General features: G+C 70.5%; 23 protein-coding genes. 13 read left to right on the forward strand and 10 right to left on the reverse strand.

Annotated elements, in window-relative coordinates; genetic code table 11:
- The first annotated feature begins 14 nt into the window (after positions 1–14).
- Positions 15–659 carry a YqgE/AlgH family protein gene (locus IU449_RS18920; protein ID WP_324188321.1) on the forward strand — a complete coding sequence of 215 codons (645 nt, stop codon included), beginning with the start codon at positions 15–17 and terminating at the stop codon, positions 657–659.
- A 62-nt stretch (positions 660–721) separates the two neighbouring features.
- On the opposite strand, the gene IU449_RS18925 is transcribed toward IU449_RS18920, so the two are convergent.
- From IU449_RS18925 to IU449_RS18935, 3 genes are all read right to left on the reverse strand, one after another.
- Positions 722–1,525 carry an ABC transporter permease gene (locus IU449_RS18925; RefSeq protein WP_228805180.1) on the reverse strand — a complete coding sequence of 268 codons (804 nt, stop codon included), beginning with the start codon at positions 1,523–1,525 and terminating at the stop codon, positions 722–724.
- On the reverse strand, positions 1,522–2,508 hold the full coding sequence (locus IU449_RS18930) for an ATP-binding cassette domain-containing protein (RefSeq protein ID WP_195003445.1): 987 nt from the start codon (positions 2,506–2,508) through the stop codon (positions 1,522–1,524). Before IU449_RS18930 ends, IU449_RS18925 begins: the two co-directional genes overlap by 4 nt.
- A gap of 123 nt (positions 2,509–2,631) precedes the next feature.
- Positions 2,632–3,147, reverse strand: a complete 516-nt coding sequence (locus tag IU449_RS18935) for an EXLDI protein (RefSeq protein ID WP_195003446.1) — start codon at positions 3,145–3,147, stop codon at positions 2,632–2,634.
- 125 nt (positions 3,148–3,272) lie between these two features.
- Here IU449_RS18935 and IU449_RS18940 point away from each other — a divergent pair, with 125 nt between their 5' ends.
- The gene (locus tag IU449_RS18940) at positions 3,273–3,659 is read left to right on the forward strand and encodes a cupin domain-containing protein (RefSeq protein WP_195003447.1); all 387 of its coding nucleotides are present in this window, start codon (positions 3,273–3,275) and stop codon (positions 3,657–3,659) included.
- A gap of 168 nt (positions 3,660–3,827) precedes the next feature.
- Here IU449_RS18940 and IU449_RS18945 read toward each other — a convergent pair whose 3' ends face one another.
- Entirely contained in the window at positions 3,828–4,235 is a 408-nt protein-coding gene (locus tag IU449_RS18945) for an SdpI family protein (RefSeq protein ID WP_324188322.1), read from the reverse strand.
- 113 nt (positions 4,236–4,348) lie between these two features.
- Here IU449_RS18945 and leuS point away from each other — a divergent pair, with 113 nt between their 5' ends.
- Positions 4,349–7,192 (forward strand): leucine--tRNA ligase, encoded by a 2,844-nt coding sequence (gene leuS / locus IU449_RS18950; RefSeq protein WP_195003448.1) that lies wholly within the window; start codon positions 4,349–4,351, stop codon positions 7,190–7,192.
- Positions 7,193–7,358: 166 nt separating this feature from the next.
- Here leuS and IU449_RS18955 read toward each other — a convergent pair whose 3' ends face one another.
- The gene (locus IU449_RS18955) at positions 7,359–8,063 is read right to left on the reverse strand and encodes an SDR family oxidoreductase (protein WP_195003449.1); all 705 of its coding nucleotides are present in this window, start codon (positions 8,061–8,063) and stop codon (positions 7,359–7,361) included.
- 87 nt (positions 8,064–8,150) lie between these two features.
- Here IU449_RS18955 and ggh point away from each other — a divergent pair, with 87 nt between their 5' ends.
- The 3 genes from ggh (at position 8,151) to IU449_RS18970 (ending at position 11,230) form a co-directional block, all read left to right on the forward strand.
- A complete protein-coding gene (gene ggh / locus IU449_RS18960; protein WP_195003450.1) occupies positions 8,151–9,488 on the forward strand; it encodes a glucosylglycerate hydrolase in 1,338 nt (445 codons plus the stop codon).
- 7 nt (positions 9,489–9,495) lie between these two features.
- A complete protein-coding gene (locus tag IU449_RS18965; protein ID WP_195003451.1) occupies positions 9,496–10,386 on the forward strand; it encodes a hypothetical protein in 891 nt (296 codons plus the stop codon).
- Positions 10,387–10,483: 97 nt separating this feature from the next.
- Positions 10,484–11,230, forward strand: coding sequence for a glycoside hydrolase family 25 protein (locus IU449_RS18970; RefSeq protein WP_195003452.1), 747 nt, complete (start codon positions 10,484–10,486; stop codon positions 11,228–11,230).
- 24 nt (positions 11,231–11,254) lie between these two features.
- Here IU449_RS18970 and IU449_RS18975 read toward each other — a convergent pair whose 3' ends face one another.
- Positions 11,255–13,309 (reverse strand): PhoX family protein, encoded by a 2,055-nt coding sequence (locus IU449_RS18975; protein WP_195003453.1) that lies wholly within the window; start codon positions 13,307–13,309, stop codon positions 11,255–11,257.
- Positions 13,310–13,559: 250 nt separating this feature from the next.
- On the opposite strand from IU449_RS18975, the gene IU449_RS18980 reads away from it, so the two are divergent.
- Together IU449_RS18980 and IU449_RS18985 are read left to right on the forward strand one after the other, a co-directional pair.
- On the forward strand, positions 13,560–13,979 hold the full coding sequence (locus IU449_RS18980) for a YciI family protein (protein ID WP_195003454.1): 420 nt from the start codon (positions 13,560–13,562) through the stop codon (positions 13,977–13,979).
- Positions 13,952–15,205 (forward strand): RNA polymerase sigma factor, encoded by a 1,254-nt coding sequence (locus IU449_RS18985; protein ID WP_228805294.1) that lies wholly within the window; start codon positions 13,952–13,954, stop codon positions 15,203–15,205. The genes IU449_RS18980 and IU449_RS18985 overlap by 28 nt, the downstream gene beginning before the upstream one ends.
- A gap of 89 nt (positions 15,206–15,294) precedes the next feature.
- Here IU449_RS18985 and IU449_RS18990 read toward each other — a convergent pair whose 3' ends face one another.
- Positions 15,295–15,963, reverse strand: a complete 669-nt coding sequence (locus IU449_RS18990; RefSeq protein ID WP_195003744.1) for an ArsR/SmtB family transcription factor — start codon at positions 15,961–15,963, stop codon at positions 15,295–15,297.
- Between the two features lie 139 nt (positions 15,964–16,102).
- Between IU449_RS18990 and IU449_RS18995 the strand changes: the two genes are divergently transcribed.
- The gene (locus IU449_RS18995; RefSeq protein WP_195003456.1) at positions 16,103–17,368 is read left to right on the forward strand and encodes an MFS transporter; all 1,266 of its coding nucleotides are present in this window, start codon (positions 16,103–16,105) and stop codon (positions 17,366–17,368) included.
- Between the two features lie 103 nt (positions 17,369–17,471).
- On the opposite strand, the gene IU449_RS19000 is transcribed toward IU449_RS18995, so the two are convergent.
- The 3 genes from IU449_RS19000 to IU449_RS19010 form a co-directional block, all read right to left on the reverse strand.
- Positions 17,472–18,803: an MFS transporter gene (locus IU449_RS19000; RefSeq protein WP_195003457.1), complete on the reverse strand. Its 1,332-nt coding sequence runs from the start codon at positions 18,801–18,803 to the stop codon at positions 17,472–17,474.
- Between the two features lie 144 nt (positions 18,804–18,947).
- Positions 18,948–19,769 (reverse strand): hypothetical protein, encoded by an 822-nt coding sequence (locus tag IU449_RS19005; RefSeq protein WP_195003458.1) that lies wholly within the window; start codon positions 19,767–19,769, stop codon positions 18,948–18,950.
- A 107-nt stretch (positions 19,770–19,876) separates the two neighbouring features.
- Complete coding sequence (locus IU449_RS19010) at positions 19,877–20,410, reverse strand: lipoprotein LpqH (protein WP_195003459.1); 534 nt, start codon at positions 20,408–20,410, stop codon at positions 19,877–19,879.
- A 172-nt stretch (positions 20,411–20,582) separates the two neighbouring features.
- Here IU449_RS19010 and IU449_RS29135 point away from each other — a divergent pair, with 172 nt between their 5' ends.
- The 4 genes from IU449_RS29135 to IU449_RS19030 all read left to right on the forward strand — a co-directional run bounded on the left by IU449_RS29135 (position 20,583) and on the right by IU449_RS19030 (position 26,322).
- The gene (locus IU449_RS29135; RefSeq protein ID WP_228805182.1) at positions 20,583–22,205 is read left to right on the forward strand and encodes a hypothetical protein; all 1,623 of its coding nucleotides are present in this window, start codon (positions 20,583–20,585) and stop codon (positions 22,203–22,205) included.
- On the forward strand, positions 22,205–23,302 hold the full coding sequence (locus IU449_RS19020; protein WP_195003460.1) for a hypothetical protein: 1,098 nt from the start codon (positions 22,205–22,207) through the stop codon (positions 23,300–23,302). The genes IU449_RS29135 and IU449_RS19020 overlap by 1 nt, the downstream gene beginning before the upstream one ends.
- A 243-nt stretch (positions 23,303–23,545) precedes the next feature.
- A complete protein-coding gene (locus IU449_RS19025) occupies positions 23,546–25,069 on the forward strand; it encodes a tetratricopeptide repeat protein (protein WP_195003461.1) in 1,524 nt (507 codons plus the stop codon).
- Entirely contained in the window at positions 25,066–26,322 is a 1,257-nt protein-coding gene (locus IU449_RS19030; RefSeq protein ID WP_195003462.1) for a CHAT domain-containing protein, read from the forward strand. The genes IU449_RS19025 and IU449_RS19030 overlap by 4 nt, the downstream gene beginning before the upstream one ends.
- Positions 26,323–26,342: the final 20 nt, after the last annotated feature.

The raw sequence follows: 26,342 nt of genomic DNA on the forward strand, positions 1-26,342 counted from the left end.
GCGATGATGACGAGGTGGCACGCGGAGACGACCCGGACGAGAGCAAGACTCAGGACGGGCACGGCGACCGGCGGCGGCGCGGCTCGCGCGACGGCGAGCCGGCGGTCCGTGCCGGCTCACTGCTGCTGGCGGATACCAGCCTGACCGAACCCACCTTCCGGCGCACGGTCGTCTACATCATGGAGCACAACGATTCGGGCAGTCTGGGCGTGGTGCTCAACCGGCCCAGCGACACCGCGGTCCGCGAGGTGCTGCCGCGCTGGGCGGATCTGGCCGCCGCCCCGGCTACGCTGCACGTCGGCGGCCCGGTCAAACGTGACGCCGCCCTGTGCCTGGGGACCCTCCGGGTCGGCGCGTCCACCGCCGGGGTGCCCGGGCTGCGGCGCATCGACGGGCGAGTGGTGCTGGTCGATCTGTCCGCCGACCCCGAGCAGATCGCGCCGCTGGTGGAAGGCGTGCGGGTGTTCGCAGGCTACTCGGGATGGACCTTCGGTCAGCTCGAAGGCGAGCTGGACAACGACGACTGGATCGTGCTGTCCGCGCTGCCGCACGACCCGATCTCCGCCGCCAGGCCGGACCTGTGGGCCGACGTCCTGCGTCGCCAGCCGCTGCCGCTGTCGCTGCTGGCGACCCATCCGATCGACGTCGAACGGAACTGACCCGGGCCGGTCGGAACCGGCCCGGGCTCGTGAGTTCCGCGCTCACCGGGAGGGAATCGCGGTTACCGGTCCTGCCGGGTGAACACCCGCGCCGACCAGACGAATCCGATCAGGCCGAGCCCGGCGCACCAGGCCAGGGCGGCGACGGCCGAGCCACCGATCTCGGTGCCCATGAGCAGGCCACGGATCGTTTCGGTGAGCGGGGTGAAGGGCTGGTACTCGGCGAACTGGCGCAGCCCGGTCGGCATGGTGTCGGTGGCGACCAGACCGCTACCGAGGAACGGCAGCAGGATGAACGGCATCGGCAGATTGCTCGCACTCTCGGGGTTGGGAGAGATCAGGCCCATGCCGACCGCGATCCAGGACAGTGCCAGCGTGAACAGCGCGAGCAGGCCGAAGGCCGCCAGCCATTCCAGCGGATTCGCGTTCGGCCGCCAGCCGATCAGCAGCCCGACCAGCGCCATGGCCCCGGTGCCGAGGATGCCCAGGATCAGGGTGCCGCCCACGTGGCCGGCCAGCATGGACGACGGTGCGATGGGCATGGTGCGGAACCGGTTGACGATGCCTTTGGTCGTGTCGGTCGCGATCTGGACCGCCAGCGAGGCCATCAGGTACGCCGGGATCAGCAGCAGCATGCCCGGGGTGAGGTAGTCGATGTACTCGCCGCCGGAGGCCATCTCCAGCGCACCGCCGAAGACGAAGGCGAAGACCAGCAGCAGGATCACCGGCATCACGATGATGCTGACGATCATGCTGGGATAGCGCCAGGCCTGCAGCAGGTTGCGGCGCAGCATGGTCCACGATTCCCGCGCCGAGTCGGTCATCGTGCGGGTCCGGGCGGCCGGTGCGGGCAGGGCGGTGCTCATCGGGCGATCTCCTTGCTGGTGGCGTCGGCCGCGTCGGTGGCGGGGCGGCCGGTGAGGGTGAGGAAGACGTCGTCGAGGGTCGGCGTCTGCACGGCCAGGGCGGCGGCCTCGACACCGACGGCGTCGAGGCGGTCGAGCACGGCGCGCAGCGAACGCACCCCACCGTCGCTGGGCACGGCCAGGCTCGGCCGGTCGCCGTCGTCGACGATCCGGGCGTCGGCCAGCCCGGCCGCCGCGGCGTCCAGATCGGCCCGGTCGGTGAATTCCAGGCGGATGTGTCCGCCGGGGACGAGACGCTTGAGTTCGGCCGCGGTGCCCTCGGCGACGATGCGCCCGCCGTCGAGCACGGCGATGCGGTCGGCGAGCTGGTCGGCTTCTTCGAGGTACTGGGTGGTGAGGAAGACCGTGACGCCGGTGTCGGCGACCAGGTTCTCGATGGTGTGCCACACCGCTCGCCTGCTGCGTGGGTCCAGGCCGGTGGTCGGCTCGTCGAGGAAGAGCACCCGCGGGCCGCCGACCAGGGTCATCGCCAGGTCGAGTCTGCGGGTCATACCGCCGGAGTAGCCGCTCGCGACCCGGTCGGCGGCCTCGACCAGGTCGAAGCGGGCGAGCAGGTCGTCGATCAATCGCGCGGACCGCGCCCGCGGCATGTGCCACAGGTCGGCCATGAGCCGCAGGTTCTCCCGGCCGGTGAGCAGCTCGTCGACGGCGGCGAACTGGCCGGTCACGCCGATCACTTCGCGAATCCGGTCGGCGGCCGTGGTCATGTCGTGGCCGCAGACCGTGATCTCGCCCGCGTCGGGGCGCAGCAACGTGGTCAGGATCTGCACGGTGGTGGTCTTGCCCGCGCCGTTGGGGCCGAGCAGCGCGAAGATCTCGCCCTGTCCGACGGTGAGATCGATGCCGTCGAGCACGATGTGGTCGCCGTAGCTCTTGCCGAGGCCGCGCGCCGAGATGGCGGGCACGGACCTGTTGTCGCCCATGAGGTTTCCTCTCCAGAATCATTAATTGATTCGAATAAATGCATGTTTCAGCGCCACCGCCCCCGCGGGGCTCGGTGTTGTGGTCTGGCTGTGCGATCGGGCGCGAACGCGTTCGCGCGCCGGTCAGATGTCGAGATCCTCGATCTTCGGATGCGCTGCGAGATCGGCGATCCGCTCGTAGAACTTGTCCGGCAACCTGCCCTTCAACTCCTCCACCGAATCGACGATGTCCATGGCGAACTCACCCCAGTCGGGATCGCCCACGCCGAACGCCCGCCGCCAGGTGCGCCAGTCCGTCAGGCTGGTCTTTCCGGTGGGATAGTCGGCCCATGCCGAGATCTGGGCGTGCATGACGTACTTGCCCTTCCGGCTGCGGTAGACGCGGAAGAGCTCGAACTGCTCGTCCCCGATGTCGCGCCACTCGCCGAGCAGCGTGCCCGCGAAGCGGACCTGCCGCACGCCGTTGTGCCCGACCCCGAGGATCACCTCGTCGTACCCCTCCTGACGCCCTTCCTCCAGATCGATGAAGCGACGCAGGGCCGCGACCACCGCACCGGAGAGGTTGCCGCCGACCAGTTCCTGCGCGCGCTTGAACAGCGGCAGATCGTCGTCGGCTACATAGATCGTCTTGTTGGGCATGCACCGACTATACGTAGATGTATACATACACGCAAGACCCGCGCGGGAAGCAGAACGTGCGGACATCGACACCCCGGTCATCGCACCGGAGACCGCCGAGGACCGCCCGGTGGTTTCATGGGTAGGTGCTTCCTGGCTACGAACGCGCACTGCGCGCGAATCCCGCGCCGGCCACGGGAACGGCCAGCCGGGTACTGCTGCGCTTCGCTCTCGGCTCACGCGAGGTCATCGTGCGTCACACCGTCATCGAGCCGGGCGGCAGCAGTGGCTGGCACTACCACGACGGGCCGCTGCTCGTCCTGGTCGCCCGCGGCACACTCGATCACCCGTATGCCGACGGCGCACCGGTCCGGTATGGGCGCGGCCGGATCTTCCGGGAACCGAGCGGGCCCGCGAACCGGCATGTCGCGCGCAATACCGGCGCCGAACGGGTGACGCTGTTCGTGCTGTATCTCCACCCGAAGGGCAGTCCGCTCTCCCACAGCGTCGCGAGGCCCGACGACCTCCGGTGAACCCTGCCGCATCCCTCGGCGAGAACGTCACCCCCGGTGACTACCGTCGAGGACAGCGATCGACCGTCGCGGGCGAGGTCCGTTTTCCCGTCGACGGGACACCCGCCGACGCGGCCGGGCGACCGCCGTGCGTGGGCCGGGAGAAGAGTCGGCGACGGGAGAGTGGAGTCAGTGCGCGGGGCCGCAGACTTCGCGCAGCGAGCAGGCTCCGCACGACTGACCGCAGGAGCCGGTGTCCTCGGCGGGCACCAGGCCCGCGATCGCACGACCGGCCGCGTCCGCGCCCGCGCCGAGGGTGAACACCGCGATCACCGCGGCCACCAGCGCGACCACCAGGGCGATGGGCTCGCCCGCCGCGAACACGATCAGCCCACCGGCGAACAGCAGAGCGCCCGCCGCCACCGAGGTGGGGGCGGCGACACGGTTGGCGATGCGGAAGGTCTGCTCGGTACTGAGGGCGGCTTCGGTGTGCACTCCGACGAAGCGGTTGCGCGGCAGCCTGCCGACGAAGCCGAGCATGCCGGTCCCCAGAGCCACGAGGGCCAGCAGGAACAAGAGGAAGGCTACGGCGAACACCAGTGCAGGCTAGCGCAGGGGCGCGACGGCCCGACGTCCGGTCCGGTGGGAAGCACGTTCTACCCTGTTAACCGACCTCTGTCCGGAAACGGCGCACAAGAGAAGGCGGGATCGTGCAGGACACTCGTGCAACCGACAGCGATGTACCCGAGCATCGGTACAACGCGGCGCTCGCCGGGCGCGTGGAGCGCCGGTGGCAAGAGCGCTGGCAGGAGCGCGGGACGTTCCAGGCGCCGAACCCGACCGGCCCGCTGGCCGGAGACACGCCCGCCGACAAGCTGTTCGTGCAGGACATGTTCCCCTACCCCTCCGGCGTCGGCCTGCACGTCGGCCACCCGTTGGGCTACATCGCCACCGATGTGTTCGCCCGCTACCACCGCATGCGCGGACGCAATGTGCTGCACGCGCTGGGCTACGACGCCTTCGGCCTGCCCGCCGAGCAGTTCGCGGTGCAGACCGGCGCGCACCCGCGTGACACCACCGAGGCCAATATCGCGAACATGCAGCGCCAGCTGGATCGCCTCGGCCTCGGCCACGATCGCCGCCGCAGCTTCGCGACCACGGACCCGGAGTACTACCGCTGGACACAGTGGATCTTCCTGCAGATCTACAACGCCTGGTACGACCTCGAAGCCGACCGCGCGCGGCCCATCGCCGAGTTGGAGCGCCAGTTCGCTTCCGGCGCGCGCCCGGCCCCCGGCGGCGCGGACTGGGCGAGCCTGACCCCGGCCGAGCGGGCCGCGATCATCGATTCCTACCGCCTCGTCTACCAGACCGACTCGGTGGTCAACTGGTGCCCCGGCCTGGGCACGGTGCTGTCCAACGAGGAGGTCACCGCCGACGGCCGCAGCGAGCGCGGCAACTTCCCGGTGTTCCGCAAGCGGTTGTGGCAGTGGATGATGCGCATCACCGCCTACTCCGACCGGCTCGTCGACGACCTGGATCTGCTGGACTGGCCGGAGAACGTCAAGTCCATGCAGCGCAACTGGATCGGGCGTTCGCGCGGCGCGCAGGTGAAGTTCGACTCCCCCGCCGGGCGGATCGAGGTGTTCACCACCCGCCCCGACACCCTCTTCGGCGCCACCTACGTGGTGCTGGCACCCGAACACGACCTGGTCGACGCGCTGGCCGCGGCCGAGTGGCCCGCCGAGGTGGACCCTCGCTGGACCGGCGGCGCGGCGACCCCCGCCGAGGCGGTGGCCGAGTACCGCAAGTCGATCGCGGCCAAGACCGATCTCGAACGCCAGGAGAACAAGGACAAGACCGGCGTCTTCCTCGGCGCGCACGCGATCAACCCGGTCAACGGCGCGCAGGTGCCGATTTTCATCGCCGACTACGTGCTCAGCGGCTACGGCACCGGCGCGATCATGGCGGTGCCCGGCCACGACCAGCGCGACTGGGAGTTCGCCACCGCCTTCGGCCTGCCGATCCTGGAGGTCATCTCCGGCGGCGACATCACCGTGGCCGCCCACAACGGCGACGGCGAGCTGGTGAATTCCGGCTACCTGGACGGGCTTTCGGTCGAAGAGGCCAAGGCGACCGTCATCGGGCGGCTGGAGGCCGACGGCCACGGCACCGGGACCGTGCAGTACAAGCTGCGCGACTGGCTGTTCGCCCGCCAGCGCTATTGGGGCGAGCCGTTCCCGATCGTCTACGACGCCGACGGCGCTCCGCACGCGCTGCCGGAATCCATGCTGCCCGTGCGGCTTCCGGAGATCGACGACTTCGCCCCGGTCACCTTCGACCCGGACGACGCGAGCTCCGAGCCCTCCCCGCCGCTGGCCAAGGCCACCGACTGGGTGAACGTCGAACTCGATCTGGGCGACGGCCCGCGCTCGTACCGGCGTGACACCAATGTCATGCCGAACTGGGCGGGCAGCTCCTGGTACCAGTTGCGCTACACCGACCCGACCAATACCGAGGTGTTCTGCGCGAAGGAGAACGAGCAGTACTGGCTCGGCCCCCGGACCGCCGAGCACGGCCCGGACGATCCGGGCGGGGTCGATCTCTACGTCGGCGGTGTCGAGCACGCGGTGCTGCATCTGCTCTACGCGCGCTTCTGGCAGAAGGTGCTCTACGACCTCGGTCATGTCAGCGGCAGCGAGCCCTACCGGCGGCTGTTCAACCAGGGCTACATCCAGGCTTTCGCCTACACCGACTCCCGCGGCGCGTACGTGCCCGCCGCCGAGGTCGTCGAGCGGGACGGCGGGTTCTTCTGGAACGACCCGTCGGGCACCGAGATCGAGGTGTTCCAGGAGTACGGCAAGATCGGCAAGTCGCTGAAGAACGCCATCTCCCCGGACGAGGTGTGCGATCAGTTCGGCGCGGACACCTTCCGCTTCTACGAGATGTCGATGGGTCCGCTGGACACCTCGCGGCCCTGGTCGACCAAGGACGTCGTCGGCGCGCACCGCTTCCTGCAGCGCGTATGGCGGCTGGTGGTGGACGAGGAGACCGGCGCGACCCGCGTCGTGGAGGACGCCCCCTCCGACGAGACGATGCGACTGCTGCACCGGACCATCGCGGGCGTCGACGAGGATTTCGCCGCGCTGCGCGACAACACCGCGGGCGCCAAGCTGATCGAGCTGACCAACCACCTCACCAAGTTCTACCCCGACGGCACGCCGCGCGTGGCCGCCGAGGCGCTGGTGCTCATGGTCGCCCCGCTCGCGCCGCACATCGCCGAGGAGCTGTGGGAACGACTGGGCCACACGGCTTCCCTGGCGCACGGTCCGTTCCCGGTGGCCGACCCGGCGTGGCTGGTGGACGAGTCGGTCGAGTACCCGATCCAGGTCAACGGCAAGGTCCGCAGCCGTATCCAGGTACCCGCCGACGCCGACGACGCCGCCATCGAGGCGGCGGCGCTGGCCGACGAGAAGGTGGCCGCGCTGCTGGCGGGCAAGACCCCGCGCAAGCTGATCGTGGTGCCGGGGCGGCTGGTCAACATCGTCGCCTGACGATCGAAGGCACCTCCGATCGCGCCATCCGAGGTGACCGGCCGGGCACCCGCCGGTGGAGCCGGGAGCCCGGCCGCCGCCGGGCCGAGGGAGCGGGTCGACCCGACCGCGACATCGGCCGCCCGCTGTCGGACGCGGCGGCCGGGAAGCGGGCCGCCGTCGGGATTCAGCGAACGGGGATGGGCCGCAACACGATTTCGGTGGGATGACCGTCGCGCGGCGTCTCCACGGCTTGGCGTACCGCCCGTGCGACGGTCTCCGGCCGCAGGAACTCTTCGGGGTGATACTCGCGCCCCTCGTGCGCGACGATCTCGCGCTGCATGTCGGTGTCGATGCGCCCCGGATGCACCGAGGTCACCCGCAGTGTCGGTTCCTCGAGACGCAGGGCGTCGCCGAAGGCGCGCAGCCCGAACTTGCTCGCCGCGTAGGAGCCCCAGCCGCCGCTCGCGCGCAGGCCCGCCCCTGAATTGATCAGCACCACATGGCCTTCCGCGGCGCGCAGCGCGGGCAGCAACAGCCTGGTCAGCTCGGCGACCGCGATCAGATTGGCCTCCAGCGTCCTGCGCCATTGCGCCACCGACGATTCCGCGATGGTGCCGATGTCGGCGACCCCCGCGTTGTGCACGAGCACGTCGAGCCGGTCGATCCTCTCGACCGCGGCCGCGACGGCGTCGTAGTCGGTGAGTTCCACCGGCCAGGCGCTCGCTTCCGGCAGTTCCGCGAGGATCGGCTCCAGCGATGCGGCGGTGCGCGCGCCGAGCAGCAACTCGTGGGTGGGCGCGAGTTCGCGGGCGATGGCGGCGCCGAGACCGCGGCCGGCCCCGGTGATCAACGCGGTGGGCTTGGGCAAACTCGTGACTGCGGTGGTCATGGGGCCAGGGTAGGCACAACCCACGCCGCACGGCGTACACACCCCGCAGAGCGGGCGAGTAAGCACCCGGCAACGCAGAATAGGGAAATGGCACATCCAGGGTTCACCCCCACGCAACTCGCGGCACGGGCCGCCTATCTGCTGCGTGGCAACGACCTGGGCACGATGACCACCGCCGCGCCGCGCCTGTATCCACACATGTGGAGCTGGGACGCCGCCTTCGTGACGGTCGGTCTGGCCCCGTTGAGCGTCGAGCGCGCGGTCGTCGAGCTGGACACCCTGCTCTCGGCGCAGTGGAAGAACGGCATGATCCCGCACATCGTCTTCGCCGACGGCAGGGACGGCTACTTCCCCGGCCCCGCGCGCTGGGAGTGCAGGCAACTGGCCGCGCACGCCCCGGAGAGCCCGGACACCTCCGGCATCACCCAGCCGCCGGTGCACGCCATCGCCGTGCAGCGCGTCCTGGACCATTCCCGCCGGCACGGGCGCAGTACCAGGTCGGTGGCCGAGGAGTTCCTGAACCGGCGCTGGCCGGATCTGGTGCGCTGGCACCGCTGGCTGGCCGAGGCACGCGACTGCGAGGGCGTCGGCCGGATCACGCTGTATCACGGCTGGGAATCGGGCATGGACAACTCCCCGCGCTGGGACCGCGCCTACGAGAATGTGATCCCCGGGGACCTGCCGCCCTACGAGCGCGCCGATGTGCTCGTCGTCGCCGACCCCACCCAACGGCCCACCGACCGCGAATACGACCGTTACCTGTGGCTGGTCGAGCAGATGCGCTTGGTCGGCTACGACGACGACCAGCTCGCCGTCACCATGAGCTTCGCGGTGCAGGACGTGTTCGTGACCGCGATCTTCGCGCTGGCCTGCGAGGTGCTGGCCGAGATCGGCGAGGACTACCGGCAGCCGCATGCCGACGTGCGGGACCTGCGCGCCTGGACCGAGCGGTTCCGGGCGGGCGTCATCGCGACCACCGACCCACGCACCGGTGTCGCCCACGATTTCGACGTACGTCTGCAACGCCCGATCAGCACCGAGACACTGGCCGGGTTCGCGCCGCTGCTGTGCGGCGGACTGCCGCGCGCGACCGAGCGGGCGCTGCTGCGGCTGTTCGAGGGTCCGCGGTTCTGCGGGCACCCGGATCTGCGCTACGCGCTGCCGCCGTCCACCTCGCCGGTCTCGCGCGACTTCCGGTCCCGCGAGTACTGGCGCGGACCGGTCTGGCCGGTGATGAGCTGGCTGTTCTCCTGGGCGTTCGCCCGCCGCGGCTGGGCCGAGCGGGCACACGCCCTGCGCGCCGAAGGACTGCGCCAGGCCGCCGACGGCAGCTTCGCCGAGTACTACGAGCCGTTCACCGGCGAGCCGCTGGGCAGCATGCAGCAATCCTGGACCGCTGCCTCCGTGCTGGACTGGCTCGGCTGACTCGGCGATGAAGCGACAAGATCTCGACGACGCTGTCGTGCTCTCCGCCACCGGTCCGCTACGCCCCCCGCCGCTGCACATGGAGGTGGCCGGGACCGATCGCATGCTGCTGCGCCAGCAGGGTCTGGCGATCCTGCTCGGGCGCATCGACGCGACCCGCACCGGCGTGGAACTCTTCCGCCGCACCGGTTTCCGATCGCCGCTTCCCTCGCTGGCGCCCAGGCCGCAGGCAGGCCCGGCGCCGCACGGACAGTGGCTGTCGGAGATCGCCGACCTGCTCGCCCGCGCGGACAACTCTCCGCTGCATCCGGGCCGCTGGCTGCTGGAGTACCGGGAGCGACTGGCACCGGGCACCTGGAAAGACGAACTGCTGCGCGACTGGCCGGGCGGATACCTCGACTGGCGGCGCGGTTGCACCGCCGTCATACCGCTGCGCCCGCTCACCGATCCGGACGCCGCCTGGATGCCCGCGATGCGGGAACGGGCCCGCGCCGGGGATCTCGCCCCGGTACTGCTGTGGGAGGTGTCGGGTTTCGACGGGTGGGTGATCCTCGACGGTCACGACCGGGCGGTCGCGGCGCTGGCCGAGGGGCGCGAACCCGCCTCGATCGTGCTGGCGCGCGGGTGGAGCGTGACCAGACAGACCGACGCGATCCTGGGCGCGGTCGACCACCAGCGCAAACTGCTGGCCGGCTTGCGCGACGAAGAGGAGATACGCGCGGCCACCGAACGGATGGACGCGGGGATGGCCCGATTCGCCTACGGTCACGAACGGACGATGGCCTGGCCGGTGCCCGGCGGTCCGAGCGGGTGGACGGCCGCGCTGATGGATTATCGCGGTTCCCAGCTGACGGCATACCAGCAACATCAGCAGGATCAGCAACGTGGGCAACACTGATGACGCCGGCAGCACTGACAACACTGGAAACACTGACAACACTGACAACACTGACAACACTGGAAACATAGCTAATATACAGCTATCATTCCCGGGCATGGACTCCACTTCCCGGAGATCGGCCCGCGCACTGGTCCTGTCCGCGCTCGCCCTGGGGGGCATCCTCACGGCAACCGTTCCCGCCCCCGCGACGGCGGCCCCCACCGGCCCCGACGTCTCCTCCTGGCAGCATATCGACGGCAGGCTCATCGACTGGTTCGCCGTCCGCCGCGCGGGCCACCGGTTCGCCATGGTCAAGGCGACCGAGGGCCTGGACTACATCAACCCCTACTTCGTGGCGGACTCCCTGCTCATGCGGGCCGCGGGCGTGGCGCGCGGCACTTACCACTACGCCCGCCCGGAGCTACCGCCGGAACCGCAGGCAGTGCTGTACGCGGCGACAGTGCTCGGTCAGAACGGTCCGCTGGACCTGCCGCCGGTGCTCGATCTGGAGCATTCCGGCGGCCTGTCCCCCGGCGCGCTGATCGACTGGACGCACCGCTATCTGAATACGGTGCGCACGCTGACCGGCCGGACGCCGATCATCTACACCTATCCGGTGTTCTGGCGCACCGCGATGGCCGACACGAACCAGTTCACCGGATATCCGCTGTGGATCGCCGACTACCGGGACAACCCGGCGCCGGAAGTGCCCGGCGGGTGGCCTGCCTGGACGTTCTGGCAGACCACCGACCGCGGCTCGGTGCCCGGCATCGCGGGCCCGACCGACCTCAACATCTACAGCGGCGCGCAGGGCGACTTCGCGCGATTCGCGAACATGAGCGGGATGTTCGGCAGCAGCTGAACGCCCGCGACAGCCGACCCTCGATCAGACGCCGATCCGGCCGCCGCCGGAGCGCCACACCGCCACGACCGCGGGCCGCGGCTGCGCGCTGCCGCCGTCGGGCCAGTGCGAGATCGGGTTGTCCGCGCTCGCGTTGTCGTCCTCGCCCGGATGCTGCACGCAGACGATCACCCGCGACTCGCCGACGATCGGGCCACAGGTCTCCGCGGCCTTCGGCACGGTGAGGAACTGCTTGGTCTCACCGCGGTTCGGGCCGTCCAGCACGACCGAGAACAGTCCGTCGTTGGACTTCAGCGCGTTGCCGTCGGTGGAGATCCACAGATTGCCGTACGGGTCGAAGGCCAGGTTGTCCGGGCAGGAGATCGGGCTGACCTTGCTCTTGTCGAACCCGCCGAAGTAGGTGTCGGCGGCGGCGGGGTCACCGCAGACCAGCAGCAGCGACCAGGTGAACTCGGTGCCGGTGTGGTCGTCGTCGATCTCGAGAACCTGACCGTTCTTGTTCAGCTTGCGCGGATTCGCCTCGTCGGCGGCCGCCTTGCCCTCCTCGCCGCGCTTGCTGTTGTTGGTCAGCGCGACGTAGACCTTGCCGGTCACCGGGTTGGCCTCGAAGTCCTCCGGCCGGTCCATCTTGGTCGCGCCGACCTTGTCCGCCGCGAGCCTGGTGTAGACCGCCACCTCTTCGGCGGTGAAGCCCTCGACCAGGGACTTGCCCTTGCCGTCCGCGCCGGTCTCGAGCAACGGAATCCACCGGCCCTTGCCGGTGAAGCCCTCGGCGGAGGGCACCGCGCCGGAGCCGTCGATGGCCCCGGCGTGGTCGCCGGTCAGCTGGGCGACATAGAGGGTGCCCGCGTCCAGGATGGTCATATTGGCGCGGCGGCTGGCGGCGCCGGTGCCCGGCTGGATCTTGCGGGAGGACACGAACTTGTACATGTAGTCGAAGCGTTCGTCGTCGCCGGTGTAGGAGACCACGGTGCCGTCGGCGGTGACGTGGATGGTGGCGCCCTCGTGCTTGAGCCTGCCCATCGCGGTGTGCTTGACCGGCACCGAGTTCGGATCCCACGGATCGACCTCGACCACGTAACCGAACCGATTGGCCTCGTTGGGTTCCTGTGCCAGGTCGAAACGCTTGTCGGCGCGCTCCCACTTGTTGAGGGTGGCGCCCTCGGTGAAGCCGTAGCGCTTCAGCGCCGCGGCGGGGCGCTCGCCGGTCACCTTGTCGGCGTTGGCGAAATAGCCGTTGAAGTTCTCTTCGCCGGAAAGCACGGTGCCCCAAGGAGTCACGCCGCCCGCGCAGTTGTTGACCGTGCCGAGCACCTTGGTGCCGGTCGGGTCGGCGGAGGTCTTCACCAGATCGCTGCCCGCGGCCGGGCCCACCAGGGTGAATTCGTTCTTCACGGTGATGCGGCGGTTGTACTTGCCGAAGGCCGGCTTCAGCGCCCCGGAGCCGGATTCGCCCTCGACCTCGACGATGCTCAAGCCGTGCGCCATCAGTGCGACGGCGATCTGTTCGTCGGTGGGCGCGTCGGGGTTGTAGCCGCGGAACATATTCGGGCCGGTGGTGTACTCGTGATTGACCACCAGCAGGTACCGGTTCGCCTCGCCCTCGATCGGCAGCAGCGCGGCGAAGTCGTTGTTGTAGCCGAACTGCTTGCTCTGCGCGTCGGCGGTCTGCCTGTCGAAATCGAAGGCCGGGGCGTCGGGCAGCACCGGATCACCCCAGCGGATGACGACACCCTGCTCGTAGCCCTCGGGGACGACGACGGCGTCCTCGGTGTTCGGCGCGACCGCGGTGAAGCCGGTGCCCGGAATGGTCTCGCCGCCCGCGCCGTCGCCGACGGGTTCCTCGTCGCCGCACGCCGCCAGCGCACTGGCAGCACCCACGGCGAGCACGGCGGCGGCGCTGCCCTTGAGCAGTCCGCGCCGGTTCAGCGACGCGACGATGTCGCCGAAGTAGGCGTTGGCGGAGGTGTTGGGGACGTCGTGGAAACAGGCGTTGGCGCACTTGTATTCGCATGTCACCCGAGACCGGGACGAACGTCCGTCGTGGCTGACGAACAGGGCAAGAGGCTTCACGATCACTCCTGACTAGGGCTGTTCGCGCACGCTAAACGCCGTAGAAGAGTCGCAGGCGACACCGCGGTGAACAACCGGACAACGCCCCACGCCCGGCCGACACACCCCCTTCCGCCCCCGGCACCTGGCTAGGGTGGACCGGACAGCGTCCGAGAAGATTTCCGGAGAAATCTCCGGCGACGTGTCGATCCGGCGGCCTCCCCGTTCGACCTTGTGGTGTGAGGGCCGCAGGGGCCCGGGAAACGAGGAGCACACCATGAGCAAGTACATGCTGATCTGGCGACCGACCGACGACGCGCTCGCCACCATGGCCGAGACCCCGTTCGAGGAGATGCTGGACAAGGTCGGCCGGTACAACGACGAACTGATCCGGGCGGGTGTCCTGCTCGCCGCCGAGGGACTCGACGATCCCGCCGAGAGCGTGGTCCTCGACTTCACCGGCGACACCCCGGTGATCAGCGACGGCCCCTACGGCGAGACCAAGGAGCTGTTCACCGGCTACTACATCCTCGACGTGGCGTCCAAGGAGGAGGCGATCGAGTGGGCCAAGCGAGCGCCGAACCAGGCGGGCAGCAAGGTCGAGATCCGGCGCATCCCGACGATCGACGAGTTCCCGCAGGACAACGAATGGATCGCCAAGGAGCGCGCCTGGCGCGAGGAGACCGGCCAGCTGTGAGCACGGGAACCGTCCGCCGCACGGTCGAGGCGGTGTGGCGCGGCGAGTCCGCCCGGATCGTCGGAGGGCTCGCCCGCTACACCGGCGACTTCGAGCTCGCCGAGGACCTGGCCCAGGAGGCGCTGGCCGAAGCGCTGGTCTCCTGGTCGGTGGACGGGGTGCCCCGCGAACCCATTTCGTGGCTGCTGACGGTGGGCCGCCGCCGGGCCGTCGACGGCTTCCGACGGCGCGCCTCGCTCGACGTGAAGTACGCCGAACTGGCCAGGAATCTGGACGAATCCGTCGAGAACGAACTCTTCGATCCCGAGCGCATCGACGACGACGTGCTGGCGCTGATGTTCGTCGCCTGCCATCCCGTACTGGGCAAAGAGGCCCGGATCGCAGTGACGCTGCGGGTGGTCGGCGGCCTCACCAGCCAGGAGATCGCGCGATCGTTCTTCGTCCCGGTGTCCACTGTGCAGGCGCGCATCACCCGGGCCAAGAAGGCGCTGACGGCGGCCGGGGTGCGGTTCGAGGTGCCCGATGCCCGGCAGCGGCGGGAGCGGCTGGGGTCGGTGCTGCAGGTGATCTACCTGATCTTCACCGAGGGCTCGTCGGCGTCGGGCGGCGAGGCTTGGCTGCGCACCGAATTGGCCGGAGAGGCACTGCGTCTGGGCCGGGTGCTGTCCCGGCTCGCGCCCGAACCCGAGGTGTTCGGTCTGCTCGCGCTGATGGAACTGACAGCGGCGCGCTTCCCGGCCCGGCTGGATGGCGAGGGCAGGCCGGTGCTGCTGGAGGACCAGGATCGCACGCGCTGGGATCGGGCCGCGATCCGCCGTGGCCTTGCCGCGCTGCAGCGGGCGAGCAGCGAGCGCGGGCTCGGGCCGTACGCCGCGCAGGCCGACATCGCGGCCTGTCACGCGCGGGCGGCCTCGGTCGAGGAGACCGATTGGGCGCGGATCGTCGCCGTCTACGACGCACTCGTGCGGGCCACGCCCTCGCCGGTCCTCGAGCTCAACCGGGCGGTCGCGGTCGCGATGCTGTCGGGGCCGGAGGCGGCGCTGGCACTGATCGACGGTATCGAGCTGCCCGGTTCCCACCTGGTGCCCGCGGTGCGCGGCGAACTGCTCGCCCGCTCCGGACGCGGGGAGCAAGCGCGGGTGGAGTATCTCGAGGCGGCGCGACTGTGCGGCAATGCGGCGCAACGCACGGTGCTGGAGGAAAAGGCGGCCGCGCTGCAGGGGTGAGCGCGTTGTCGGCCGGGGACCGCGCCTTGTCCGTGCGGCTGAGCACGGCCGGTCGAGGCCGACCACCCCGCTCGCGCGCAGTAGCGGTGTCAGACCGGGACGGTGGCGAGCGGCAAGTCGGCGAGACGCCACTCGAGCAGGCCGTCGTGCAGGCGGATCGCGTGTCGACCGTGGTCGGTGAGCATCCGCACGGCGTCGTGGGCCAGCACGCAGTACTCGCCGCGACAGTAGACGACGATCTCCTGGTCGTCGGGTAGTTCGGTGATGCGGTCGGCGAGCTGGTCGACGGGAATATTGATCGCGGCCGGGATGTGACCCGCGGCGTATTCGGGTGCGGGCCGCACGTCGAGCACGACGACCGATCCGGATGTCGCGCGGGCGAGCAGTTCCTCCCGCGTCATCTCCTGCCCGGCCTGCGGGCCGAGGTAGTGCTCGCGGGCGGGCGCGACGGCGGGCTGGTGGGCTTCGGCGACCTTGCGCAGCAACGCGAACAACTGGGCCACGTCCTGCCCGGCGAGGCGGTAGTGGATGCGGACACCGTCGCGGCGGGTGGCGACGAACCCGGCCTGCTTGAGTGTCTGCAGGTGCGCCGAGGCCGTGGTGAGATTCAGTCCCGCGGCGGCGGCCAGTGATTCGACAGTCCGCTCACCTTGGGCCAGCAAGTCCAGCAGCTCGAGCCGCTTGGCGCTGGCCAGCGCCTTGCCGCTGGCGGCGAACGCCTCGTACAGGGCCGCCTTCGCGGCGTGCCGGTCACCCATGGTCACTCCGATCATCGAACACACTGCTACGGGCTGCTGGCGGTCTTCTTCCATGAGACCATGGAATACTCTTCTACTATATTCCATGGTTGATTGGAATAAGCCACTTCTGTCACCCCCACGACTCAGGAGTACCGCGATGCCGACCGACGTCACCCCGGTCCTGGGACTGCGGGAGAACGCCGCGCAGTTCGCTCTTCTGGTCGCCGTCAACGCCCTGGTCGGTGGGATGGTCGGTCAGCAGCAGACCGTGCTGCCATTGCTGGCGGAGTCCGAGTTCGGGCTCACCGGCTACACCTTCATCTTCACCTACGTCGCCGCCTTCGGGATCACCAAGGCGATCGCCAACTACTTCGCCGGGACCTTCTCCGACCGCTACGGCCGCAAACCGGTCCTGCTGGTGGGCTGGCTGTTCGCGGTTCCGGTGCCACTGATGCTCATCGTCGCGCCGAACTGGGGCTGGGTCGTGGCGGCCAACGTGCTGCTCGGCATCAACCAGGGCCTGACCTGGTCGACCACTGTCGTGATGAAGATCGACCTCGTCGGCCCCACCCGGCGCGGGCTGGCCATGGGCCTCAACGAGGCCGCGGGCTACGGCGCGGTGGCGATCAGCTCGCTGCTGGCGGGCTACCTCGCCGAGCACTTCGGCCTGCGCCCCGCGCCGTTTCTGCTCGGCCTCGCCTACACCGCGCTGGCCCTGGCGATCTCGGGAGTCTTCATCCGCGAAACCCGCGCCCACGCCCACCTGGAAGCCACCGGGCACACCCGTCGCGCCGACGGTCTGCACGACCATCTGCACGCGGATCTCAGCGACCGCCAGATCGCCGTGGCGACCAGCCTGACCGAACCGGCCCTGTCCTCGGCCAGCCATGCCGGACTGGTCAACAACCTCAACTTCGGCCTGTCCTGGGGTCTGTTCCCGCTGCTGTTCGCCACCGCCGACCTCGGCGTCGGCCAGATCGGACTGCTGTTCGCCCTGTACCCCGGCGTCTGGGGCGCCGGGCAGCTGATCACGGGGGCGCTCTCGGACCGGTGGGGACGCAAATACCTCATCGTCGCGGGCATGACCATCCAGGCCACCGCCCTGGCCGTGATCGCCGCCTCGAACGGGTTCACCGGATGGGCGATCGGCGCGATCGCACTGGGTGCCGGAACGGCGATGGTCTATCCGACCCTGCTCGCGGTGATCGGTGATGTCGCCCACCCGCTCTGGCGCGGCCGCGCGGTCGGGGTCTACCGCGTCTGGCGCGACCTCGGCTACGCCGTCGGCGCGATTCTCGGCGGCATCGTCGCCGACCTGCTCGGTTTGCACGCCGCGGTGTGGGCCGCCGCGGTGGTCAGCGCGGTCTCCGCGCTCGCTGTCGGCATCCGCATGTACGAAACACATCCGCCCGCACACCGATAGCCACCCCGACCAGCCCGGACACCGGCCCGCACGGCAAGGTGGCCCAGCGCCTGTCACATCGGCAAGACCCTGACGGCACCGCCGAATGTCCTGCCCTGCCCGGTCAGGGCTTTCGGCGGCCGGACAGCGCCGCGGCGGGGACGACGACCAGCGCGAGCACACCGCCGGCCAGCGCCAGCATCGGATAGCTCGTCGCGGCGACCATCAAGCCCGACCCCATTCCGCCGGTCGCACCGGCGATCGCGATGGAAACATCCACCGCGCCTTGGGTTCTGGCGCGGGTGGCCAAAGGCACCGTATCGGTGATCACCGCCGTGCCCGCCACCAGACCCAGGTTCCATCCCAGCCCGAGCAACGCCAGCGCCACCGCGAGCAGCGGCACCGAATCGGCGGGCGCCGAGGCAGCCAGCAGACCGGCTGCCAGCAGCGTGACCCCCGAGGCGCCCGCGACCGGCAACGGGCCGAGGCGATCGACCAGCCAACCCGTCACCGGGGAAGGCAGATACATGGCCCCGACATGAATCGCGATCACAACACCGGCCGCCGCCGTGCCGTGTCCGTGGGCGAGCATGTGGACGGGTGTCATGGTCATGATCGCGACCATCACCAACTGGGCCACCGCCATCACGAAGCCACCCGCGGCGACCCCGCCGCGGTGATCTTCGCCCGCAGGCTCGGTGTCGAGTTCGGTCCGCGGATCCACCGATCGCGCGTCCTCGCCGCCGAGGGTTCGTGCCAGCTCGAGCGGGTCCGGCCGCAACCACACCGCGAGCACGACTGCCGCCAGGGCATAGGCGACGGCGGCGAGGATGAACGGCCCGGCCAGATAGGGGACTCCCAGTACCCGGGCCAGCTCACCGGCCGGTGCGGCGAGGTTGGGGCCGACCACGCCGCCGAGGGTCGTCGCCACCAGCACCGTCGACACCGCCCGACCACGATGCGACGCGACGGCCAGATCGGCTCCGGCGTAACGGGCTTGCAGGTTGGTCGCCGTGCCCGCGCCGTAGACGAACAACGCCGCGAACAACAGCGCCGGATTGTCCAGCACCGCGGCGACGATCACAGCGACACTGCCGATCGCGCCGGTGAGATACCCGGCGGCAAGCCCCGGCCTGCGCCCACGCGCCTGCGACACCCGGCCCACCGCGATCGCCGCGGCCGCGGACCCGGCGGTGAACAACGCACTCGGCAGACCGGCCAGCCCGGTCGAGCCGAGCATGTCCTGAGCGAGCAGTGCGCCCACCGTGACTCCCGCGGCCAGACCCGCGCCGCTGAGAATCTGGGCAGCCACCAGCACCCGCAGGGTGCGCCGCTGTATCCCGGCGACATCGGGCAGCGCGGAGTCGAAGCTGGTGGCAGCGGCATTGGGTGGCACGTCGAGCTCTCCATCCGACAGGAACAAGCGCGCGTCGCCGCGCCTCACGAATCGCGCCATAATATTCCATAGAACTTTGGAATACATACGGGAGTGACCTCGGCTACGCGCATTCGATCCCGAGGGCCCCGCACGCCCGAATGCCCGGCGTGGTGGCGCCGGGCATCGGGTACAGCGTTCGGAGTCCTCGCTCACGGGCCGGTCTCAGGCGTTGACGGGGACCGCCAGCACCACCTCCCGCTCGTTACCCGGCAGGTAGTGCACCTGCACGATCCGGCCGACCTGGACGTTGGCGACGGCGGCCGGCGGCAGGAACTTCTCCGTCCGGGTGGTGAAGGTGCTGCCGTCCGGGCGAGTGACGACCAGCCCTATCTCGACCTTGGAGTGGCCGTCGCGGATCTCGCCCGGCACCGACAACGACTGCACGACAGCCTGGGCGGCGATACCGCGCGCGGCGATGTCGAGCTTGGCCTGGGTGGTGAAGCCCTTGCGGAGCATGGACTGGTTCATCACCTGCTGCGCCGCGACGCTGTTTCCGGACAGGTCGACCTGCACCTTGCCCGGCCGGTGCGGCAGGTACCGGACCGGCAGCACCACGCCCGGCCGCAGCAGCGCGAGCTCGGTCAGCGGTACGACCATCCGCGCCGACGCGGGGAACACCTTCCCGTCCGCGCCCTCGACGCTGAAATCGATCCGCACCATCGGCTGGTCGTTGACCTGCACGCCGGTCTGGCCGACCGACTGCACGGTGCCGATACCCAGGTGCGCGTCGCGGAATTCGCCGGTGTTGCCGCCGGTGAGCGCCGACAGCAGGTCGCCGCCGAACACCCCCGCCATGGAAGTGAGGGCGAAGACCAGGCTCACGGCGACCACCGCGATGATGGGCAAGGCCAGATACCCATTGGCCCAGGCCAGCGCGTCGGGCTCCCAGGGTGAGCTGGGCTGGTAGGTGAGACCGTGCCAGAGATAGACGCCGATCGCGAGGGCGGCGGCGATGACGACGGCGAAGCGCAGGGCGCGGATCATGGGGTACTCCTCGAAGATGGTGGGGACCGGTGGTTCCGGGTTCCTGGCCACCTCGTCGTCGCGGATACGCGACGACGAGGAGCCGGGTGCTCGGACCCCAGCGCGACTCAGGCGCCGACGATGTCCGAGCAGGCGAAGGTGATGTCGAACGTGGCGGTGCTGGGACCGGCCATCGGGTTGGTGAGGTCCAGCGCGCCCACGCCTTCACCGGTCACCTTGAAGGTGTTGCCGTCCTTGGTCAGCTTCGCCGAGCCGCCGGGCTGACCGTTGCCGTAGCCGACCGCGTACGGGGCACCCGAGGCCCCGCCCTTGGTGCCCGCGATGCCGACCGCCTGGACGGTGTCGCCGGTGATGGTGGCGCTCACCGAGAGCTGGCCGTAGGCGCCGTTGGCGTTGTCGGTCAGCGCCAGGGCCAGGGTGTCGCCCTGCTTGGCGCAGGTGGTGTCGAAGGTGGCCTCGAGGACCTTGCCGTCGACGCTGGCGGCGGACCCGTTCGCCGGAGCCGTCGGCCCGGCCGAGGGGCCGTTCTGCGGGGTGGCCGTGGTCTCGGCATCGTCGCCGCAGGCGGTGACCAGCAGCGCGAGGGCGGCGGCGGAAGCGGCGAGGGCGGCGGTGCGGAAGGTCGTGCGGTTGGTGCTCATGGTGTTCGTTCCTGTCTGTCCGGAGCGGTGCGGCCGCTGGTGTTCGGGCCGTTGAGAGAAAGGTAGGAACGCCGCCGCGCCTACCGATCCCAACTTCTCGACATCCCCCCTGGTCACCGTGGTGCGACGACGACCACTCCCCCGAGGGAAGCGGACCCGTTAGCCTGAGCGGATGCGACGACCCCGCGCCCTGGTGCTCGACGAGGTGTGGCGCGGACTCGACGGCGTGGAGGCGTTGAGCGGCCCGCACGGCGGCCCGTTGCGCCGCACCGTCAAACTGATCCTCGATCCGCTGGTCATCCGGCCGATGCAATATCCCGCGTGCGCGGGCGCGATCCTCACCGACGACGGCGCCACCCTGCTCGCCGGCCGCGTCCACGCCGCCGCGGACCGGCTGCGTGCCACCGCGGCCTGGTTCACCCTGCTCAAACAGGTGCGCCGGGCACTGCGCATCACCGAGGGCAATGCCCAGGACCTGTACTTCCAGCGCTGCTTCGAGTTGGCCGTCACCCGAGGGCATCCCGATCCGGACAGGGACCGGCTGCGCGCCGAGGCGACGCTGCGCGAGATCCACGAATTCGCCGCCGGTCGCACCACGCAGGCGCTCAAGGAGCATGTCACCGATCCCGCCACCGCCGCCCGGCTCGGCGCGCTGATCGAGACCGCGTGGGCCCGCCGGCCCGGCCCGGTCACCGTGCCCGACCACGAGCCGCTGTTGCGCGAGCTGCTCGACGCGGCCGTGGAGGGTCGCACCGCAACCGGCGGGAACGGGCGCCACCCTCGCGGCGACGGAGACGACCACCGTGATCGAACGGCTTCGGCCACGGACCTGTTCGATGCGGCCGTCGCGGGAAATGTGGGCACGCACACCGGAATCGCCCTGTGGTACACGGTTTTCGACGGCGACGACACGGTGATTCCGCATCGGAGCGCCGAAGACCCCGGCCGGTTCGCGCGCGGCTCCGGCCGGGAGCTGGGGCTCACCGCACAGGTGTTGCCGCCGCGCCCGGAGGTCGGATCCTCAGCCGCCACAGCCACCTTGGCGCTGCCGCTGGACCGCAGCATCCACGAGCGCGTCTTCACCGTCCTGCAGGCATCGACCGAGCGGGCCGAGCTGCCCACCATCCCGGACCTGGTCACCGACGAGATCGCGCGCAGTTGCGCGCCGTGGGCGCTGCTCGACGAGTCGCTGCGCACGACAGCGGCGGTGGGCGCCACCCTGGCAACCGGTCTGTCCCCGCTCGACCGCCCGCGACCCACCACGATCACGTCGATCGCCTCGGCCAGGGCGCGCAACGGCGACAGCATCGGCCACACCGACGCCGACCGCCGCCGCGACAGCCACGATCACCGCGACGGCCACCGCTACAGCGGCAGCCACCGGCACCGTGACAGCCACCGCGACGACAGCCACGGCGACAACGACAGCGACAACCACGGCGAATCCGCCGCCCACCGTGTCGTCAACGCGCGCTGGCGGCGCGAAGCCTATGTGCTGCAAGCGCGCAGGCTGGCCGTGCACACCATCGCGGACGCACCGCCCGGCCGCGACCCGCTGACCCTCATCGCCGCCGAACTCCGCGCCCCGTGGCGCCCCTACCTGCGCAGACTCTGGGTGCGACTGCACGGCAGAGACGTGCGCGGACTGCCGATGGACACCCCGGACGAGCTGTGGGATCTACTCGACGGCGTAGCCCGGTCGGTCATCCTCGACCACCGCACCAGGGTGAAGAACGCGCTCAGCGCCACCGCTCTCGCACCGATCGCCGACACGAGTGAATCGAGGGCGAGCTGATGCCGGGCACCGTCCTCATCCGCCGCGTCGAACCGGATCTGTGGAGCGTCGCCCCACCCGGCGCGCCGACGGTTCTCGACCCCGCGCCCGCCCTCGACACCACGGTTCTCGAGGTGCTCGGCGGCCACCTGAGCTGGAGTCTGCTGTCCGGGCAACGACTCCCCGCCGCGATCCTGCACGATCCCGCCTCCGCCCAGGACTGGCTGTGGGCGATCTACGGCGAATCCGTGGCCGTCGCGCTGCACGACCACACCGAGCCGGTGGAGCTGCCCGCCGAACCACACCTGCACCGAACGGCCACGGCCGCACGACGACTCGCCTACGCGCACTGGGCCGCTCGCTGGTGGCCCGCCTCCACGCTCGACGGCATCCCCGCCCTCGACCGACGCCTGCTCGACGACGAGATCGCCCGCCTCATCGAGGAATGCGACCTGCTCGTCGACGGCGACGACGCCAGGCCGCCGGTCCGCGAACTCGCCGCCGTCCCGGCCTCGGCCCGCGCCGAGGAGTACGCCCTCGCGGCGGGCGAGGCGGCCGGCGACCAGCGCGGCGCGTTGACCTTCACACGCGGCAGCGGCGGCTGGGATTGGCGGCGCTGCCCGCCCGGCCTGGTCGACGCCTCCGAACAGGCCGTCTCCTGGGAATTGACACGCACCGGCGGTCTCACGGCGGTGCGGGTGCGTGCGGTGGCGGCGCCCGGCATCACTCCGGCAATTCCGGGTTACCTGCGACCGCACGCCGCGATCGACACCGGCGAAGGCACCGTCGACACCGCACTCGAGCTGTTCGGCGACACCTGGCAGGGACTGGCCGAGATCGGCGCGCAAGCCGTTGCGCGTGTGGAGGTGTACGTACCCGGCGTCGGACCGGCCACTGCCGATCCGGTCGAACCGGCAACCCGGGGGCGTATCCGCGCGCTGGTCGCCGAGCGTCTGCGCCGCGCCGCCGAACCCACCACGGGCGACTCGGCCGACAGCCGCGACACTGCCGTCACCAGCGGCAGCGCCGACACCAGCGGCGCCGCTGACTCCGACGACGCAGAGGACGCCCCCTTGCTCGCCGAGATCGCCGCGGCCGCGGAAGACTCGGATTTCTGACATGCCCCTCGACACGCCCGCACATCCCTCTGTCCCGAACCCGCTGCGCGCCGACACCAGGCCGCTCGGAGCGACCGAATCCCTGAATTCCACTCCACCACCGAAGATTCGGACTCGCGCGACAGCTCGAGCTGTGCTCGCCGGGTCGCCGAGCCGCGAACTGTCGCACGAAAGCGACCCGGAGCTGCCGACGCTGCGGCATCGCCGGGGTCTCCACAGCCGAAGAAGATGCGGACTACCGGCATGACGCAGGATGCCCCCGTCGATCCCCCTGGCCTCGAGCTGCTGCATGCCGGCGCCGCCGCCTACCAGCGTGGCGAGGTCGCCGAAGCGCTGCGCATCTTCGAGGACGCGGCGCGCACCACCACCGACGGCGTGCGGGTCAGCGCGCTGATCAACGCCGCCGCCATGGCCGACGAACTCGGCGACCACCACGGCTCGATCACCCGCTACCGGGAGGCGCTGACCGAGATCCCCGCCGACGCCACACAGAAACGCGCATCGGCGCTGATCAACTGTTCGCAGGCCTGGCAGCACGTCGGCGCGCTCGACGAGGCCCAGGCCGCGCTCGAGCAAGCCCGTGAACTCCTCGCGGGCGAGGACACCTTCGGCTCGCTGCGGGTCGCCTGCCTGCTCTCGCTCACCGCCGTCGCCTTCCACCGCTCACAATGGACGCGAGTGATCGAGCTGGCCACGGAGTCGCTGGACGCCGCCGTCCGCTTCGCCCCCGAATCGAGCGGTCATCCCCTGATGAATCTGGCGGGCGCGTATTTCGAGACCGGTCGCCACGAACTCGGCATCGACTTCGCCAGGCAGGCGCTGGTGGCCTTCGAGGCGGCCGGAGACCTCAACGCCATCGCCGAAACCCAGCAGAACCTGGCAGTCCTGCTGCTGCGGCTGAACTGCCCCGACGAGGCCGAAGACCTGCTGACAATCAGCCAGGAGCACTTCGAACGCGCCGGCTTCGCCTACCGCGCCGGGGTCGGCCTGAAAAACCTCGGGTTCCTCCACGAACGCCGCCACGACCTCGATCGCGCCGGCGAGTTCTACCGCCGCGCGCTGGAATGCTTCGAATCCTCCGGCGCCGTCCTCGATGCCGCCGCCGTGCGCACCCGCCAGGCCACCCTCGCCTACCTGAACGGCGACATCGGCGCGGGCCAGGACCTGCTCACCGCCGCTTACCGGACCTACGCCGACCACGGCCTCGGCCTGCACTGCGCCCAACTGGACTACTGGCACGCCGCCCTGCTGGAAGTCGTCGTCGACGACATGGCCGAACCGCCGCCCGAACTGCTCGCCCTGGGCCGCGCCCTCGCCGTCCCCGCCGCCATCGCCATCGACGCCGTCCGCTACAGCCTGCCCAACGGCAACCAGCGCGAACAGTGGAACCGGGAGGTCGCCGACCCCGCGGTGCGGCTGGCGTTCCGCTTCGCCACCCTCTGCGGCGACGGTCCGCTCGTCGCCGATCTCATCGAAACACAATGCGCGGGAACGACCTTGGATATGTCCCGCGCTGAACCGCAACGCCGCCCAGAGCTTCCGCTGACACCGCTCGAGCCGGAGGTCACCCCTCCCACCGACGACGCTCCCGCCCTGCATCTGGGCGCGGCGCTGGCACACGTGGCCGCAGCCGCCGGACTCCCCGTCGGTCCCCCACCGCGCCTGGCTCTCGCCCCGGACGGGCACATCGCCCTGGCCGACTACATCGCGGCGGCAGAGCGGAAGTACGGCCGTCCCGTACGCGCCGATCAGGTGCTCCCGGCATGACCGCGCGTCCCACCATCATCGTGCGCATGGCCGACGCGGGCGACCTCTACATGTCCTGGCGAAGGTCGGACGATCCCGCTCGCCGCGGCGCGACCGCCCTGCCCGGGGAGGCGGTCGGCGCGGCCGTACGCGCACTCGCCGAAGCACTTCCCGATCCCGCGGTCCCCGGAGCGCTCGAACGATCCCTGACCACCGGCGCTCTCGCGGTCGCCGATCGCGAACACATTCTGGCCCAGCAGCTTTCCCGCGCGCTGATCCCACAGGGGCTCGCCGTGGAACTGCACGACCTGCACACCCGCGGCATCCGTCCGCACCTGCGTCTGCAACCCTCGCCGCGCGTCGCCCAGGTGCCGTGGGAGATCCTCGCGCCCGACCCCGCCCTGCGGCTGCTCGACATCGCCGATCTCAGCCTGCTCGCCCCCTCCGGCATCGTCCACGCCCCCACCCGCGCGCCCCGGAGCTGGGCCGCCGATCGCGACCTGCCCGTCGTCGCCGTCCTCGACCCCCGCGTCCCGGGTTTCCGCGCCGACTCCGCCCTCGGCTCGGTGCTGGGCCGCCTGACCACCCCCACCCCCCTCACCGAACGGGTCGCCGAACACCTTGCCCTGAACCGTCTTCGCCCCGAGGCCGACAACCCCTACCAGGTCTTCCGCCGCACCGACCTCGACCGCGCCTGGCTCTCGGACACCCTGCGCGCGGGCGCGTCCCGCCTGCTCTACGTCGGCCACGTCACCGCCGCCGTCCCCGAATCCGGCCAGAGCGAGAACGCCGAACTCCACCTCGCCTGCACCGCCGACACCACCGGCTTCGCCGCCCCCCAACGCACCCACCGCCCGCTCTCGGCCAAGGACCTCCTGCTCGGCACCCACACCCTGCGCCCCGACCCCGTCGCAGGCCCCGACCTGTGGCCGATCCCCAGCCGAGTAGCCCTGATCGCCTGCGAAAGTGGCGGCGACCTGCGCTTCACCGAATCCCTCGGCCTCGTCGCCGCCATGATCCACGGCGGCGCCGAACTCGTCACCGCCACCCGCTGGCCCCTGCCTACCGATCTGGCCGTCCAGCGCCTCGGCGGCGCCACCCACGCCCTCCCCCTCCAGGACACCGTCTGCGCCGTCGACGCCGCCCACGATCAGGACGACCCGCTCGCCGATCTGCACAGCCGGCAGCGCGCCCACCTCGACGCCTGGCGCGCCACCGGAGCTGTCGAGCACTCTCCCCTGCTCTGGTCCGCCCTGGCCACCTTCGCCACCTGAACGATCGCGCACCACCATGC

Origin of the sequence: Nocardia higoensis, from assembly GCF_015477835.1 — a bacterium.
GTDB lineage: Bacteria > Actinomycetota > Actinomycetes > Mycobacteriales > Mycobacteriaceae > Nocardia > Nocardia higoensis_A.